The following is a 16,604-nucleotide window of genomic DNA, read 5'->3' on the forward strand; positions in this document are numbered from 1 at the left end:
GAGCAGCGGACTTTTAATCCGTTGGTCCCGCGTTCGAGTCGCGGACGACCCACCAAATTCTAAAAAGCCTCTCACTGCGAGAGGCTTTTTTTTATTGTTATCTTATTTTAGTTTCATGACTAAAAGATGACGATGCATTTCTTATATAAAATGTCTTTAACCCAATTCATAAAGATTTCTAAACGTTTAGGAATATAACTTCTGTTCGGATACAAAATATTGAGTGGCAAAGATTGAGCCGTATGTGTACTTAGCACTTCAACCAGAGTTCCTTGCTCTATTTTATCCTGAACATCGTAGTATGGAAGTTGAATAATCCCTAAGCCAGCACAAGCTGCCGCAACATAGGCTTCTGTATTATTTACACTTAAAGCACTATCGATCATTACTGTTCCATTTTGATATAAAAATATGCCCTGTTTTTCTCCTACGGCTCCTGCGTAGTTAATGAGTTTGTGCTGAGACAAATCTTCTAATTGTTCAGGAATACCATATTGTTCTAAATAATGGCGACTTGCACAGTTCACCATAATCAAGTTACCGACGAACTTCGCGATTAAACTACTATTCTCTAGCCGCCCCACCCGAACAACACAATCAATTCCCTTCTCGATCAAATCAGTCATGTCATCTGAGCTATTTAGTTGTAAATGAATGTCTGGATAGCGGCTATAAAAATCGGGAAGTTCAGGAATAATCACTTGATGCACGATTCGGCTGGGCATTGAAATTTTTAGCGTGCCACGGTAATGCTGCTTTTGCGTTTGTATGAGTTGTTCAAGCTGTTCATAGTCAAACAATAGGTTTTGACATTCAGGCAATATTCTTTGTCCATCTTGAGTGAGGCTTACTTTGCGCGTAGTTCGGTGAAATAACCGAACACCATAGTGAGTTTCTAATTGTTGAATTGCACTCGTTACTGTAGAGCGAGGTAAATCAAGCTGATTTGCTACCTCACTAAAGCTTTGTCGTTTAGCGACTTCTGAAAAAATAAAAAATTGCTGCAACCGATCCATTTAATTGTTCGTATTTTCTGAATAGTTAAACCAAACTAGCATAATTGATCAAAAATTACCGCCAATCTAGACTAAAAACACATTAAAACAAGTCATCATAGGAACAATCATCATGACAACTCATACTCTGAAAGATAAAGTTGTACTGATTACGGGCGGTGCAAAAAACTTAGGTGGACTTATTAGCCGTAAATTTGCAGAACAAGGTGCAAAAATTGCAATTCACTACAATAGCGCTGAAACTCAAGCAGATGCAGAACAGACGCTCTCAGATGTAACTGCATTCGGTGCAGACGCTGTTTTAATTCAAGCAGACCTAACGGATATTGATAATATTGAAAAGCTCTTCTTAGATACTAAGCAGCATTTTGGCGGAATTGATATTGCCATTAATACAGTTGGAAAGGTTTTAAAGAAATCGTTTTTAGACACCACAGAACAAGAGTTTGATAGCATGAGCGATATCAACTCAAAAATTGCCTACTTCTTTATTCAATCGGCGGGTCGTCATTTAAATGATGGCGGCAAGATCTGTTCAATCGTGACTTCTCTTCTTGCAGCTTACACTGGGCTGTATTCAACCTATGAAGGCTTAAAAGCACCTGTTGAGCATTACACTCGCGCTGCATCAAAAGAATTTGGTGATCGTCAGATTTCTGTGACTGCTGTTGCCCCTGGCCCAATGGATACACCATTCTTTTATGGACAGGAATCTGCCGAGGCAGTGGCTTACCACAAATCAGCTTCAGCTTTAGGTGGATTAACCAAAATTGAAGATATTGAGCCATTAGTTCGTTTTTTGGTAACCGATGGTTGGTGGATTACCGGCCAAACAATTTTTGCAAATGGTGGCTACACTACTCGCTAAAATCAAAAAAGCCGCATTTGATAATGCGGCTTTTTAGTTTGCTTCTTACAAGAACTCTTCTAGTACCGAGTTTAAGAAAATATGTCCCTGCTCTGTACAAGCCAAACGAGAACTATCCTCTACCAGTAGCTTTCTAGCTCGCAGTGAAGTGAGTACCTCATTTAAATGATCTAAGCTTAAGCCTGTACGCTGTTCATATAATTCAGCTTTTACCCCATCATTTAGACGTAAAGCATTCATCATAAATTCAAAAGGTAGCTCTTCTACCTCAATCTTTTTCATTTGCAAATGTTCAGCAGGAACCTTAGCTAAATAGTCTTTTGGCAAACGAGTTTTTTGGAAACGATACACACCATCTGGTCGTGTCACTTTGCCATGTGCACCTGCCCCAATCGCAAGATAATCACCAAATTCCCAATAATTCAAATTATGTGCTGAAGGCAGCTCTTTACGCCATGCCGAAACTTCATAATTTATAAAACCATTTGCCTTAAGATATGCCTCACCCTGCTCTTGAATGTCTTCAAGCATTTCATCTTGCGGTAAAACGGGTTGAGTACGGAAGAAAACGGTATTCGGTTCAATGGTAAGTTGATACCAACTAATATGTGTTGCGCCACTTTCTACAGCAAGCTTGAGATCATAGAGCGCCTGCTCTAGCGTTTGCTCAGGCAAACCATGCATTAAGTCTACATTTACTCGTTTAAAACCAGCCTGCTTTGCTTGTTGAATCGCTTCAATTGCATTGTTTGCAGAATGAATACGTCCAAGTTTTTGCAAATGATCTGTATTAAAGCTCTGAACACCTATCGATAAGCGGTTAATGCCTGCCTCTAAATACCCTGCAAAGGGGTCATGCTCTACCGTTCCCGGATTTGCCTCTAAGGTAATTTCGCAGCCATCTTCAAATTTAAGCAATGACTTAAGTTCTGCAAATAACCATACATAACCCTGGGCCGAAATCAGTGAAGGGGTTCCACCACCAATAAACACACTATGGATCGGACGTCCCTGTGCCATCTCTAGTTGAGTTTCAAAGTCGGCGACCAATGCTTTTAAATAGGTTTGCTCAAGTTCTGACGAAAGTGCTCCGTCTGGTACTGCATGCGAGTTAAAGTCACAATATGGACATTTACGCACGCACCAAGGCATATGGATATATAAAGATAGAGGAATAGAAGCAGGGTTTAATACGGCCAAGGAGCAGGTCCAATTTACACAATATTTCTATTTTAACATGACTGCATCAATGGGCTTATGAAAACATACCTTAATTGCTTTAGACTAAATTTAAACATTCTTAAATACTGATAAAAATGATGAAATTCTCTAGTCAACTTTTCCTGATCTTACCCTTAGCTATGGGAATCGGTGTTGCCATGGCTTTTCAGACCGCAATTAATGCTCAACTGCGCGAGCAACTACACTCACCCTTACAAGCAGCTTTATTATCATTTTTCATAGGTACTATTGTTTTAGCAATTATGGTTTTCTTTCAAAGTGCCGAGAAGCCCTCTTTAAGTGAAATATCAAATATTCCATGGCTTCTTTGGACTGGAGGATTTCTTGGGGTTTATGCAATCAGCATGAGCATTTATACTGCACCTAAGCTTGGTTTTTTAACCTTTACAGGGCTAGTCGTTTTTGGGCAAATCGTTATTTCAATGTTACTTGATCATTTTGGTTGGTTGGGCACAGAAAAGACACCTGTTACATGGCAACGGTTTCTTGGTGGAGTCATCATCTTTGTTGGTGTGGTACTCACTTTGCAGCGTTAGCTTCATTTTTTATATTTAAAAAGAGTACCTTTTGTGTCGAATGTCACATCTTTTCGGGCTGAATTAAAACAACTCTTCCACTTAATGCTACCGATTTTAATTACCCAGTTTGCTCAAGCAGGATTCGGGTTAATTGATACTATTATGGCTGGGCATTTATCTGCAACCGATTTAGCAGCAATTGCTGTAGGGGTCGGTTTATGGGTTCCAATCATGCTCCTGTTCAGCGGCATTATGATTGCAACAACACCTTTGGTCGCTGAAGCAAAAGGCGCAAGAAATACTAAGCAGATCCCCGTCGTTGTTCGTCAGTCATTGTGGGTTGCTGTCATTTTAGGTGTACTGGCAATGCTCATTTTGCAGCTTATGCCGTTTTTCTTGCATGTGTTCGGCGTACCAGAGAGCTTACGACCTAAAGCAAGCTTGTTCTTGCATGCAATTGGTTTAGGTATGCCAGCTGTGACTATGTACGCAGCGCTACGTGGCTATTCAGAAGCATTAGGCCATCCACGCCCTGTCACAGCTATTAGCCTATTAGCTTTAGTTGTATTGGTTCCTCTTAACATGATCTTTATGCATGGATTAGGGCCAATACCTGCATTAGGTAGCGCTGGCTGTGGTTTTGCAACCGCCATTTTACAATGGCTCATGTTGATCACTTTAGCAGGATATATTTATAAAGCTTCAGCTTATCAAAACACGTCTATTTTTGGCCGATTTGATAAAATTAATATGGCTTTAGTTAAAAGAATTTTACAGCTTGGTCTACCGATCGGTTTAGCTGTGTTCTTTGAGATTAGCATTTTTAGTACAGGTGCATTGGTCCTTAGCCCGCTGGGTGAGGTGTTTATTGCTGCACACCAAGTCGCAATTTCCGTTACCTCTGTGCTGTTTATGATTCCGCTTTCACTAGCCATTGCCTTAACCATCCGTGTGGGAACGTATTATGGTGAAAAGAACTGGGCTTCGATGTACCAAGTACAAAAAATTGGTCTCAGCACAGCAATATTTTTTGCCATATTAACCATGACTTTTATTGCTCTAGGCCGCGAACAAATTATCTCGATTTATACTCAAGACTTAAACGTAGCTCCTGTTGCGATGTATTTACTCTGGTTTGCAATGGCATATCAGTTGATGGATGCATTGCAAGTGAGTGCCGCAGGCTGTTTAAGAGGTATGCAGGATACTCAAGCACCGATGTGGATTACGCTCATGGCATATTGGGTGATTGCTTTCCCTATTGGGCTTTATTTAGCGCGTTATACCCATTGGGGCGTGGCTGGTGTGTGGCTAGGTTTGATTATTGGTTTAAGCATTGCTTGTGTTTTATTACTTTCAAGGCTTTATTTAAATACAAAACGTTTAAGCCAAACCTAATAAAAAAGCCGATGAAACATCGGCTTTTTTATTTTATGCAGACTTTGCCCGCGGGCTTGCTCCAATTTGCCAGACAAAGGGTAAATCGGTACGGTTCACTTCCCAATCGCCAATGACCTTTTCTTTATAGATGAGCGGATTATGAGAAGAGACTGTTCGTGCATTACGCCAGAAACGGTCGAGTTGTTTAACCTGACTACTTGCCGATGCACCTAAAGCGTTAAATAACTGGCTGGTTAAATCCAATACCAAATTAGAAATCACCACCTGCCCTTGTGCCGACTCAAGCTCTGCATCTACATTAAACTGATGTTCTTTCACTTCTAACTCACTAAAGTGACTTTCATAAGCCTTCTGTAAGGCTTCTGCTGTTTTAATCGTAATTGCTAGACTTCCATAGGCTTGAGCCGAGGCTTTACCCACCACCTGTAAAACTTGTGGGTCGTGACGAACAAGGTCACCATTACCATGACTAAAAATACGCTTTCGCTCACGTATTTCTTGGCTAAAAGTTTCGACCGCAGCATGCGCAATCCCTGTTAGAGTTGCAAGGTGTACTACTTGATAGAAAGCAGTTTGATATTTAAAACGCTGATCAAATGGAATAAGGTGCGAGGCTGGTAAATGCACCTGATGCACTTTTAAAGTACCACTGCCCGTTGTCTTTTGGCCAAAGCCATCCCAATCATCAATCACACTTACCCCAGTTTCATGGCGATAAATAGCAGCAATCACATGACGGTCATTTACTTCATCGTAAGCAAATAAATCGATCCAGTCAGCAAAAATACTTCCTGTTGAATAGTACTTTTCACCATTCACCACCAAGTTACCCGAAGCATCTTTAGTGACTCGGGTAACGACGTCACCAATCTGTACATTTCCAACTTCTGTCCATGCATTACCGACTAGATCACCTTGTACAAAGCGTTGGAACCAGACTTCCTGCGAATGCTCTTTATGCGCAACCAAACGGTCTTCGACAAAAGCAAAGTGTCCACGCAACGCTTGCACAATATTCGAATCTGCTTGCGCCAATTCTGCTAGAAGCTGGAAAAGTTGTGGCAATGACACCCCATCTCCACCATATTTAACGGGTACCCGTACTGCACCTAATTTGAGTTCTTTTAACCACTGAATCGGTTCAAAAGGCAAGATTCGTTCTTTTTCTCGTTGAATTGCACCTTGGGCAATTTTTTCAAAAACTGGACGAAATCTACTTGCTACCTTTTCATAATCGGCGCCTACCGATAGCTCTTCTAATTCAATTTGCGTAATTGTCATCTTTATTCTCCTAATCTTATTTTTTCTTCACTTTAGCTCCATGCATGACGAGGTGGATGGATGCCATTGAGGTAATAATTACCGACAATGTGATATTTCCAACGCACGGGATCATGCAAGGTGTGAGTGCGAGCATTACGCCAATGGCGGTCCAAATTAAGCTCTGACAAAGTAGAACGTGTTCCAGACAACTCAAAAAGCTTATTCGCTGCTAAAATCGCAACTTCTGTAGTGAGTACTTTTGCTTCTGCAACTAGTAATGTCGCTTGATTTACATGTTCTTCTGTCGTGTCGGCAATCGCTTGATCAATCGCATCTCCTGCCAAATCTAATACTGCCTCTGCGGCACGAAGTTTTATTTTTAAATCACCAATATTTGCAATCGTATAGGGGTCATCACTCGCTTTTTCCAAACCTGAATCGACCCATGCGCGACTATGATTTTTGACATAGTGAATTGTTTCTTCAATTGCACCACGTGCAATACCAGCGTCGACAGCAGCTTGAATAAATTGTGAAATTGCACCTGCTGGTGTAGGACGTTCGAAAGCCTGATAAATTGGAATGAGATATTCTTCACGTACTGGAACTTGATTAAGTTCAACGGTCCCACTGGCTGTGGTTCTTTGCCCGAAACCAGACCAGTCATTAATAATATTCACTCCTGAAGTTTCCCGAGGAACTAGCGCCGCATAAGGCTGCCCTTGTTCATTCACAGCGACAATTGGAACCCAATGTGCCAGCAATGCGCCTGTTGCAAAAAACTTCTTCCCATTAATTTCATAACCGTGCTCGGTCTTTTTTAATGTGGTAGTGAGGTCAGCCACCGTTTTGCTATGTTTTTCCGAAAATGCATTGCCAAAACGAATCCCTCTCAACACTAAGTTAAAGAAGAATTGTTGTTGTTCTGGGCCTGCATCAAGACGTAAATGTTCAATAAAAGCCAAGTGATTTTGGGGAAGCTGTGCAAGAGATGGATCAACACTCGCAATTGTTTTGATGACCTCAGCCAAAGTTCGATATTTGACTTGTGCACCACCAAATTGCTTAGGAACCGTAATGGCCCATAAGCCGCTTTGTGAGAACTGTTGAATTTCATTTAGGGGTAAACGGCGCTCTCTGTCTCGCTCAGATGCTTCTTGTGCAAACTCTTGAGCAAGTTGTTTGGCAACCTCAATTGCTTCTTCATCAGAACGAATAATATGCGCATCTTTTGACTGCTCAAACACAGATAAAGGAACCGCCTGAGACCGCCCATGGGCCGAACTTAAACTTGTCATAACTTTTGTTATCTCTATTTTTATTTAACCTGTCATTCACATTACCACCAAAAAAACAGGCACTTTATAGATATTAAAGCTTTGTTTATGAAATGGATTTTCACAAGCTTTTCATATTTTTTACTATAAAAATAACATTTTGTTTTTCGAAAATTTTCTTACATGAGATAAACAATTTCATATAGGCTTTTTAAGCTTTGTCACCTATGATCAAAACTAGGCAATATTATGTTGTAGTCAATGAGGTATCGAAGATATGGCAAAGAATGCAAGTTCACCCGGCAAACGATTTATGAAACTTGCAGGAATGACCGCGAGCATTGCAACGAAAACCGTTTCTAACTCGATTCGAAACTTGACCGCAGATGAAGAGCAAAAGTTGGCTTCAAAAACCAAGTTATTTCAGGATATTGGTTTGCAAATTGCTGATACCTTAGGTGAAATGAAAGGTGCCGTCATGAAAGTCGGCCAAATTGCATCTCAATATAAAGATATTTTCCCACCCGAAGTCGCCAAAGCAATTTCAAAGTTACAACGCCAAGCCCCAGCCATGCCTTTTGCTGCCATTCAGCAACAAGTTGAACGTGAGCTTGGAAAACCGCTCAATGTTGCCTTTAAATCTTTTGACCAAGAACCTTTTGCAGCTGCTTCAATTGGCCAAGTTCACAAAGCTACACTACCTAGTGGCGAACAAGTCGTTGTTAAAGTGCAATATCCGGGTGTTGATGAGGCCTGTGAAAGTGACTTAAAACAAGTGCGTTTAGCCCTTCGTTTAATGGGCGTACTTAAAATTGATAAAAAGCTACAAGATCAGCTTTTTGCAGAAATTCAGGATAGTCTTTCAGCAGAACTTAACTATGAAATCGAGGCTCAAAACCTTGAAGTTTTTAAAACATTTCATAGCCAGTTAGATGACAAAATTATCATCCCTACTGTTTATAAAGATTATTCTTCAAGACGTATTTTAACCTTGAGCCTCGAACAAGGTGACAGCATTGAAACTGCCAGTGCATGGCCTATTGAAATTCGAAATACGATTGGACGTCGTTTGATTCGTGCTTTAGGTCAGGAAATGTTCTTTTTAAAACGTTTTCACTGTGATCCCCACCCGGGTAACTTTGCCTTCCGCCAAGACGGTAGCGTCATTATTTATGACTATGGCAGTGTTAAAACACTTTCAAATGAAATTGTGTATAGCTTTAAACGCTTAGTAAATGCAGCTCGTCATGAAAATATCGATTTGATTGAAACTGAGTTACTTGAGCTACATTCACTAGCCGAAAAAGGCAAATTCCCGAGCGATCTTTATAAACTCTGGATTGAAGTGTTATTACGTCCGCTTACCACCACTTATGATTTTGCCGAGAACTCATCACATCATGATGGCATGCTGGTTGTGAAAAAATCTTTGAAGTACTGGGATGTCTTTAAGCCTTCACCGGATACATTAATGGTCAACAGAACCATTTCAGGACACTACTGGAACCTCATTCACTTAAAAGTTCATGACAATTTGAATGGACTATTTGAAGAGCTTGTCCCGCCTTCTAACTAACTTAATTTACTGATCAATGTAGCCTTCTAGGGGTTACATTGACTTTTTAATTGGTATGTTATAACATTTCTTTAATCAAAAATAATTTAGGACAATCTCTCATGCGTAAAGATATTCATCCTGCTTATCAACAAGTGTTATTTCATGACACCAATGCAGACGTGTACTTCTTAATTGGTAGTACTCTTCAGTCTAAACAAACCAAAGAATATCAAGGAAAAGTCTATCCTTATGTAACCCTTGATATTTCAAGTGCATCTCACCCTTTCTACACAGGTGAAGTACGTCAAGCAAGTAACGAAGGCCGTGTTGCAACCTTTAATAAACGCTTCGCTCGCTTTAATCGTAAGAGTTAATCTTACGTTAAGATTTGACCAATACACTTAAATCATTGGAAGCCTAAGACTATCTCCTCCACTTAGGCTTCTTTTTTTATGTGTATTTTTTCGATCTTTTTATGTTGTGTATAAAAGATAACTTATCCACAACTTGTATAAAAACTCTTCTTATTTTTCCCACAACTTATCATTTTTTTGTATTCGCCAAGCTTTCAAAGTTGCTATTCGATGCTATGCTTGAACCCTCATTTAATAGGAAGTTTAAGATAATGGCACAAGAGTTACTTGCACAATTACAAGCAGGCACAGCAAAATTTTCAGACGTTTTAGCTCATATTGAAGCACGTTACCAACATACTCCAACGGCTTTTCAAAATGGCGCACAGCATAATGCTGCGACTGAAAATCAAGGCAGTGCAAAAGTTTTCTCTTTTGCCAAGTTACAAGGTTTAGACCAAGCTCAAACTTTAAGTTTATTTGCAGAACACTACGCAGCTGTATTGGCTACTCCTGAGGGCACTGATCATCAAAATATTCGTCAGTTTATGCAAAATGGTTGGGATGGTGTGAAGTTTGAAGGTCAGGCTTTAACTGAAAAAGCTTAATCATTTTTTTAGCACAGCCTCAAATTATGAGATTTTCGAAAGCCTATTAATAGGCAATGCCTCACTTTTGAGGGCAAAAGTGACAAAACCCTTTGTCCCGCTGATGCTACATCCATGTAGCACAGCGAAACGACGGCATCCATGCCGTCTGTCACGATAGTAAATGACTAATTATTAATTAAATTATTTGATTAATCTCTTATATTCGATACTCGGTAAGTCATCAACAGCCTGACTCAAATCAGCCATATAATGTTTTTGCAACATATTTGATAATTGTAAACACATAACAGGTTCTGTTGATGAAAATGGTTTTGCCTATTTTTGCCAAAACAAAAGTAGGTCGAGCCGACGGCTAATCCAGGCATAAAACTTTATTGAAAAGACTCAGCAGTAAACATTTCAACCAAAACAAACACTCAATGTCCTGCTACCCAATAATAAGTCGCCAACCCCAAACACGTAAAAATTAACGATCCAATTAAATGAATGGAAATTCCCAACATCGCCATTCCCAACTTACCACTTTGTAATAAAGTCACAATCTCAATTGAGAACGTTGAAAACGTAGTTAAAGCACCACAAAAACCCGTAATCACAAAGAGCTTATAATTCGGGCTTAAATCACTTTGAGAAAAGTAGGCAATCGCAAAACCAATAATAAAACCACCAACCAAATTAACAGTGACAGTACCGAGCGGAATTTGCGGGTAAATCGGGTTCAGTTTTAAACCTAAAAACCAACGTAACCACGCCCCTAGAACTGAGCCTAAAGCAATTGAAAGTAGAGAATAATACATAAGACCACCCCTTTAGATAGACGCTAAAAGAGCAAAAAATAATGAAGGAAAATATGACATGGCGTACTCCAAAAATAAGCAGAGTACGCAATAACCTACGTACCCAGCGATATATAAATACATGAGGGTAACGTAGGCATCATTAGCCAATACGGCGGTTTTTCAGGGGAGGAATGCCATCTCCCCGTTTTAAGTATATTAGATCATCTTGAATTTGATTTAAACATACTTTTTAAATCATGGACGTTCATCGTATTGCGGTAAATCGTCACGAATGCATTCCCACTCTGCCTTAGAGGCAGCAAAAATATGCATTGTCGGTTTTTGGTCTAATGGTGTATCCAGTGTCCCAATTCTTACACGATACAGTTCAGGCTGCGCATCACGCGAACTAATCAAAGGTGAACCACATTCGCTACAGAACCAACGGTATACACCTTCCACAGCGAATTTTTTGACTAAGTCTTCACCTTGGGTAATTTTAAAATCTGTACTTTTAACAGGAGCATTGGTGGCAAATGCTGTTCCATTGGATTTTCGGCAACGTTGACAATGGCATTGAATGATATCCCCGATATCGCCTTTAATTTCATAGCGAATACCTTGGCACAAACAACTTCCTTGATAAACTGGTGATGCTTGAGACATGTTCTCGTAAATCCTATTATTATTGATCGCTCAAAAATAACACTTTTCACATATCAAAAATAGCACCAAATTCGCTGTTATTTTTCTAAGAATGAATGTACACCTTCACCAGCCGCTCGCCCTGTAGCAAAGCATGCTGTAAGTAAATATCCACCTGTAGGAGCATCCCAATCTAGCATTTCACCACAACAAAACACACCTGAGATTTGTTTAAGGCTCAAGTTCTCAGTTAATGCTTTTTGCTTAATACCACCAGCACAACTAATCGCCTCTTCAATAGGCCTAAAGCCATCTAACTTGATTTGAAGTGCTTTAATTTGCTGAGCCATAGTCTCTGGTTGGCTCCATAACGCTTTATCAACGACTTCTCTAATTAGGTTAATTTTAGCTGTGTCTAAGCCTGCTTTACGCCAGATATTAGTGAGCGATTGTTTTTTACCAGCCTGCAATTTTTTAATTAACTGGAACAACTCTACATCGGGCAATAAATCTAAAAATAGATTTAAGCTTTTCCCTTGTTTTTGCTGTTCTCGTAAAGCACGTCCAAGTTTATAAATAACACCACTTTCTAAACCATAGTGAGTAATCACAATATCGCCATGAGTAACTTGGCTAGGCTCAACCCACGCATTAATACGCTTTAAAGGTTCACCAAAACAGCTTTCCATAAAAGCTGACCAAGTGTGCAATACCCCTGCATTACTTGCTTGAAAAGGTTCAATACTGGATTGATCTATCCATTGCTGCCAAGCACCATCACTACCCAATTGAGACCACGACACCGCACCACAAGCCAATACAACCGCATCGTATTGCTGGGTAAAAGTTTCAGTACTTTGATTATTTTGGTTTTCTAAAGTCACCGTTGTACCTTGTAAATTAATGCAACGATGACGATAAAAGAATTTAACTTGTTGTTCTGCTAAGCGCTTGAGCCAAGCACGCAGTAAAGGAGCAGCTTTCATTTCGACAGGAAAAATGCGACCTGAGGTGCCCACATAAGATTCAATTCCTAGACTTTTCATCCAGCTTTGAATCCAGACTGCATCCCATTTTTCAACCCACGGTTTGAGCCATTCGGCATGGTCATAACGGTCAATGAACTGTGCTAAAGGTTCGGCGTGCGAGATGTTTAACCCAGTTTTACCTGCCATCAAAAACTTGCGTGCAGCGGAAGGTTTTTGTTCATAGACATCAATATCATAAGCGTATTGGCTCAGCACCTCAGCAGCCATAAGACCTGCTGGGCCTGCTCCAATAATGGCAACCCGCTTATTCGCCATGTGTTTGCCCTTGCAATGGCGCGAACTCATCAAATCGAGTTTGATAACCTTCAGGCTTGGTCATAATTAGCTGCTGACAAAGCTCACCACGCTCTAAATACTTAATTTCAAAATGAGTACGTGCAGATGTTTGAGCAATTTTTTCTTTTTGGTAAGGCAGCTTCCATACATTTAATAACTGCTGCTCTGCCTCTTCAATATATTCAGGAATATTACTTGCCAGAGTAATGGTTCCACCTGTTTGCAGACGTGATAACAGGAACTCAAAAAATGGCATGTTCAACCAGCGCTGTGCTGGATTATGTGGTTCTGGATTTGGGTAGAGAATAAAGAAATGTTCAACTTGAGCGGGGTGCAAAGCATGCACTACCCAAGGTAAAGCATCTGCATGTACAGGCACCAAGTTATCTCTTGGTTCCAGACCATGCTGCTTTTGCATTGCCAAGAATTTTTCTCGAGTTCGTTCAATTGCATACAACGTGTGCTGTGGCTGTTGCCCACTAAAAAGCAAAGCATGTTTGCCCTTGCCCGCTCCAATTTCTACACAAATCGGGGTATTTTCAATTGGAGTAAAATCACGAGGCGCTTGCATACGTTGTGCTTGAAATTGACGAATCGGCATAATCACATCAAACTAAATAAAAATCGGCATAAGTCTAACAAGTCACCTGACTTTTGCCTAATCTATTTCTCTTCACTTTGAGGATATCGCTTTATGCCACGTACATTTCCCTGCCCACGTTGTGGTGAACCAAGTGTTTGGGAAGGCAATGAATTTCGTCCATTTTGTTCTGAGCGTTGTAAATTAATTGATTTAGGCGCTTGGGCAAATGATGAATATAGACTGCCTACCCAAGATGCTCCTCAGCAAAACAAGGGTAGTCAAAATGAAGATGATTATGAAGATTAACCTGCTTTACCCGCGACAAACGGGTTAAATTGCTTTTCATAGCCAATGGTACTCATTGGACCATGTCCAGAAATAAACTGAGTATCATCTGGCAAACTAAAACACTCACGTTTAATCGATTCAATCAACTGCTCATGGTTACCACGTGGGAAGTCTGTTCGCCCAATCGAACCTTTAAACAGAACATCGCCCGTCCAAAGTAAGCCGTGGTTTTTATTATAGAAAACTACATGACCTGGCGTATGCCCTGGAGCAAAGCGTACCTCAAATTCATCTTCACCCAATTTTAGTACTTCACCACCTTCAAGCCATTGATCGACTTTGACAGGTTGTGGAATTGGAAAGCCATAACGTGCTGATACTTCCTGAATCATGTCTAGCCAGAACTGATCTTCTTTGTGTGGACCAATAACAGGAACGCTCCATTCTTTGGCAAGCTCACCTACTGCTCCAGCATGGTCTAAATGCCCATGAGTTAGCCACAAAGCCTTCACTTTTAAACCTAAGGCTTCTACTTCTTTTTTCAAAACAGCAGCATCACCACCTGCATCAATCAAAACTGCTTCTTTCGTTTCACTGTCCCAAACAAGGGAACAATTTTGAGCAAATGCAGTAACGGGAACAATTTTGACTTGCAGCATAAGAACCTCTGGCTAAAACGCAATTAACGGTGGGCTAAGGTATGGGTAAGGGCATCAAGATTAGCCTGAACTAAACCTGCAAGCAAATCAATATGAGCCTGATCGCTATTTAAAGCTGGAATATAAGCATAGCTACCACCACCTGCTTCTTGAAACAACTCTGCATTTTGAATAGCTAACTCTTCAAGTGTTTCTAAACAATCGGCAGAAAAAGCTGGGCTTAATACCTGAACAGACTTAACACCTTGCTTCGCCCAATCTTGTAAAAGCTGATCTGTATAAGGCTTCACCCATTCTTGTTTTCCAAAACGTGATTGGAAGCTAATTGCCCATTCATCATCTTTTAAATGTAAAGCTTCCGCGACTAACTTTGCTGTAATACGACAACGATCTGCATAAGGGTCGCCTTTGTCTGCATACGGCTGTGGAATCCCATGAAATGACATCAACAGTTTTTCAGGCTTACCATGCTGCTCTTGGTAGGCTAAAACGCTTTCTGCCAAGGCTTGAATAAACATAGGATGCTGATAATAGTCTTTAATAATAGTCAGACCCGGCAAGTTCCGCTGAGCTGGAATCCACTTGGCAAATGCATCATATAACGGCGCTGTAGACGTTGCAGAATATTGAGGAAATAAAGGCAATAAGATGACATGCTCTTGCGGGTTCGACGCCAATTTTTCTAAAACTTTATCAATACCCGGATTACCGTAAGTCATTGCGGGTAAAACCGTTAAATCAAACTGTTTATTTTCTTGTTCTAAATAAGCCTGCACACGTTTGGTTTGTTCAAACACAATTTCGCGCATTGGCGAATCTGCTGACCATACTGAAGCATACGCATGCGCTACTCTTTTCGGACGAAAAGGTAAGACGAACAGATTTAAAATAATCCACCAGATGAATTTTGGTATTTCAATCACGCGTGAATCAGATAAAAACTGTTTTAAAAAACGGCGCACCGCAGACACAGTCGCCTCATCTGGTGTGCCTAAATTCGCTAAAATGACAGTAACTTTCGGTTTTTGTTCAAACGACATGTGTAAATGCCTTTCAGTTCATCTTATGACACTAATGTAACAGTTTTCAGTGTCATATATAAATTGAATCGCTCTAAGCTTTTAATCGAACGCCTCGATGGTTCCATTTATAACTAAGCAATATCTTTTGAGCTTTAGTGGTTAGTTTCCAAAGGTCATATGATTGCTCAGTTTGTGTTGGGACAATCCAGCCTTGTGATTGCATTTGATTTTTAATTCGAAACAGTGCCTTATGATTAATCTGTGCGCAAGCCACCGCATGTGCACGAGGTAATTCCTGACGGGCATCTTCTAAGCCAGCCTGATTTAAATATTCATTCAGACAAATTCCAAAATTCTCTTCTGGCACAGCTGTTTCAAAGCGCTTTGCCAGCACGCTCAACAACTGAGACCACGTCATTTGTCGTTGTCGTTTAAGCTCTTTAAAGTTGCCATCCTGAAATGCTTGAATCTGATATTCAAATACAAAAATATCTTGTGGTGCGACTTCATTTAACTGAGTTGATGGCTCGGTTACTCGCTGTTCTAAACGCAAAATTTTACTTCTTAAGAGTCTAATTTCATCTTCTAACTGCTGAGCTTGATGAGCAGGAACCCAACCTTGTCCCATATGTTGCTCAACCATTAAAGGAATATTTAAACGGACAGCCAACTCCAATTCACGTGGAGTTTTAAAGTAAAAAATATGCTTTGCTTCGTGTAATAACTTTTTTCTAAATGCGAGAAATTTATCTTTAAGTTGTGGATGTGTTTCTTGTAAATCTATTTCACGACTTTCAGGCTGTTCATGCATGAACACAATAATAGGTTTAGCCTGACTTAACGCATATTCATATTCTAAAGACAGATAACTCACACCAGAAATCGATTGTTCTCCATACTGACTTCCTAGAAGTAAGATTACATAATCACATTCATCAATTTGTCGACGTGCAAGTGTAGTTGTTAAAGGTGTTCGATGCTCTAGTCCCCAAGCAAAGAAACCCATCCCCACCAAGGTTTGAGACAAAACCATTCGCTCTGGCTGCATATCGCGGCCAGACGTTGAAATAAAAATCTGATAGCGTGTATCGAGCATAACAATACCCTTTCGCCTCATGATCTCTATGTGACTTAAAATCAGCCAAGATCATGAACCGCCCCAAATAAAATAATAAATATAAAAAAACACTATTTTC

Annotated in this window: 18 protein-coding genes and 1 riboswitch; of the genes, 7 read left to right on the plus strand and 11 right to left on the minus strand. The window is 40.2% G+C overall.

The genetic code is table 11. From position 1 onward, the window contains the following. Positions 1 to 119: 119 nt before the first annotated feature. Positions 120 to 1,016, minus strand: coding sequence for a LysR family transcriptional regulator (locus ODQ17_RS03345; RefSeq protein ID WP_322005718.1), 897 nt, complete (start codon positions 1,014 to 1,016; stop codon positions 120 to 122). A gap of 112 nt (positions 1,017 to 1,128) precedes the next feature. On the opposite strand from ODQ17_RS03345, the gene ODQ17_RS03350 reads away from it, so the two are divergent. After that, positions 1,129 to 1,884, plus strand: a complete 756-nt coding sequence (locus tag ODQ17_RS03350; RefSeq protein ID WP_322901714.1) for an SDR family oxidoreductase — start codon at positions 1,129 to 1,131, stop codon at positions 1,882 to 1,884. Positions 1,885 to 1,929: 45 nt separating this feature from the next. Here ODQ17_RS03350 and hemW read toward each other — a convergent pair whose 3' ends face one another. Then, positions 1,930 to 3,084, minus strand: a complete 1,155-nt coding sequence (hemW, locus tag ODQ17_RS03355) for a radical SAM family heme chaperone HemW (protein ID WP_322901715.1) — start codon at positions 3,082 to 3,084, stop codon at positions 1,930 to 1,932. Between the two features lie 116 nt (positions 3,085 to 3,200). On the opposite strand from hemW, the gene ODQ17_RS03360 reads away from it, so the two are divergent. Then, entirely contained in the window at positions 3,201 to 3,662 is a 462-nt protein-coding gene (locus ODQ17_RS03360; protein ID WP_004794898.1) for a DMT family transporter, read from the plus strand. A gap of 33 nt (positions 3,663 to 3,695) precedes the next feature. Continuing rightward, on the plus strand, positions 3,696 to 5,042 hold the full coding sequence (abeM, locus tag ODQ17_RS03365; protein WP_322901717.1) for a multidrug efflux MATE transporter AbeM: 1,347 nt from the start codon (positions 3,696 to 3,698) through the stop codon (positions 5,040 to 5,042). 33 nt (positions 5,043 to 5,075) lie between these two features. Here the strand turns inward: abeM and ODQ17_RS03370 are convergent, their stop codons facing one another. Both ODQ17_RS03370 and ODQ17_RS03375 read right to left on the minus strand, forming a co-directional pair. Then, positions 5,076 to 6,326, minus strand: coding sequence for an acyl-CoA dehydrogenase family protein (locus ODQ17_RS03370; protein ID WP_005301987.1), 1,251 nt, complete (start codon positions 6,324 to 6,326; stop codon positions 5,076 to 5,078). A 32-nt stretch (positions 6,327 to 6,358) separates the two neighbouring features. Then, a complete protein-coding gene (locus ODQ17_RS03375) occupies positions 6,359 to 7,606 on the minus strand; it encodes an SfnB family sulfur acquisition oxidoreductase (protein WP_322901719.1) in 1,248 nt (415 codons plus the stop codon). 256 nt (positions 7,607 to 7,862) lie between these two features. On the opposite strand from ODQ17_RS03375, the gene ODQ17_RS03380 reads away from it, so the two are divergent. The 3 genes from ODQ17_RS03380 (at position 7,863) to ODQ17_RS03390 (ending at position 10,104) form a co-directional block, all read left to right on the plus strand. After that, complete coding sequence (locus tag ODQ17_RS03380; protein WP_322901720.1) at positions 7,863 to 9,161, plus strand: ABC1 kinase family protein; 1,299 nt, start codon at positions 7,863 to 7,865, stop codon at positions 9,159 to 9,161. A 101-nt stretch (positions 9,162 to 9,262) separates the two neighbouring features. Next, positions 9,263 to 9,517, plus strand: coding sequence for a type B 50S ribosomal protein L31 (locus ODQ17_RS03385; protein WP_005301976.1), 255 nt, complete (start codon positions 9,263 to 9,265; stop codon positions 9,515 to 9,517). 251 nt (positions 9,518 to 9,768) lie between these two features. Beyond that, positions 9,769 to 10,104 (plus strand): HopJ type III effector protein, encoded by a 336-nt coding sequence (locus tag ODQ17_RS03390; protein ID WP_322901722.1) that lies wholly within the window; start codon positions 9,769 to 9,771, stop codon positions 10,102 to 10,104. Between the two features lie 419 nt (positions 10,105 to 10,523). Here ODQ17_RS03390 and crcB read toward each other — a convergent pair whose 3' ends face one another. From crcB to ODQ17_RS03410, 4 genes are all read right to left on the minus strand, one after another. Then, entirely contained in the window at positions 10,524 to 10,904 is a 381-nt protein-coding gene (gene crcB, locus ODQ17_RS03395) for a fluoride efflux transporter CrcB (protein ID WP_057105397.1), read from the minus strand. A gap of 126 nt (positions 10,905 to 11,030) precedes the next feature. After that, a riboswitch (Fluoride riboswitch) is annotated at positions 11,031 to 11,097 on the minus strand. A gap of 44 nt (positions 11,098 to 11,141) precedes the next feature. After that, complete coding sequence (locus ODQ17_RS03400) at positions 11,142 to 11,552, minus strand: GFA family protein (RefSeq protein WP_107880663.1); 411 nt, start codon at positions 11,550 to 11,552, stop codon at positions 11,142 to 11,144. Between the two features lie 77 nt (positions 11,553 to 11,629). After that, on the minus strand, positions 11,630 to 12,835 hold the full coding sequence (locus tag ODQ17_RS03405) for a TIGR03862 family flavoprotein (RefSeq protein ID WP_322901725.1): 1,206 nt from the start codon (positions 12,833 to 12,835) through the stop codon (positions 11,630 to 11,632). Continuing rightward, positions 12,825 to 13,463 (minus strand): SAM-dependent methyltransferase, encoded by a 639-nt coding sequence (locus ODQ17_RS03410; RefSeq protein WP_322901727.1) that lies wholly within the window; start codon positions 13,461 to 13,463, stop codon positions 12,825 to 12,827. Before ODQ17_RS03410 ends, ODQ17_RS03405 begins: the two co-directional genes overlap by 11 nt. A gap of 87 nt (positions 13,464 to 13,550) precedes the next feature. Here ODQ17_RS03410 and ODQ17_RS03415 point away from each other — a divergent pair, with 87 nt between their 5' ends. Next, on the plus strand, positions 13,551 to 13,745 hold the full coding sequence (locus ODQ17_RS03415) for a DNA gyrase inhibitor YacG (RefSeq protein WP_004794921.1): 195 nt from the start codon (positions 13,551 to 13,553) through the stop codon (positions 13,743 to 13,745). Here the strand turns inward: ODQ17_RS03415 and ODQ17_RS03420 are convergent. The 3 genes from ODQ17_RS03420 to ODQ17_RS03430 all read right to left on the minus strand — a co-directional run bounded on the left by ODQ17_RS03420 (position 13,742) and on the right by ODQ17_RS03430 (position 16,504). Beyond that, positions 13,742 to 14,386, minus strand: a complete 645-nt coding sequence (locus ODQ17_RS03420; protein WP_004794923.1) for an MBL fold metallo-hydrolase — start codon at positions 14,384 to 14,386, stop codon at positions 13,742 to 13,744. The two genes, ODQ17_RS03415 and ODQ17_RS03420, sit on opposite strands and share 4 nt — an antisense overlap. Positions 14,387 to 14,409: 23 nt before the next feature. Then, positions 14,410 to 15,426, minus strand: coding sequence for a ferrochelatase (gene hemH / locus ODQ17_RS03425; RefSeq protein ID WP_322901728.1), 1,017 nt, complete (start codon positions 15,424 to 15,426; stop codon positions 14,410 to 14,412). A 73-nt stretch (positions 15,427 to 15,499) separates the two neighbouring features. Beyond that, on the minus strand, positions 15,500 to 16,504 hold the full coding sequence (locus tag ODQ17_RS03430) for a DUF4062 domain-containing protein (RefSeq protein ID WP_322901730.1): 1,005 nt from the start codon (positions 16,502 to 16,504) through the stop codon (positions 15,500 to 15,502). Between the last annotated feature and the right edge of the window lie 100 nt (positions 16,505 to 16,604).

Origin of the sequence: Acinetobacter sp. IRS14 (genome assembly GCF_034650275.1) — a bacterium.
GTDB lineage: Bacteria > Pseudomonadota > Gammaproteobacteria > Pseudomonadales > Moraxellaceae > Acinetobacter > Acinetobacter oleivorans.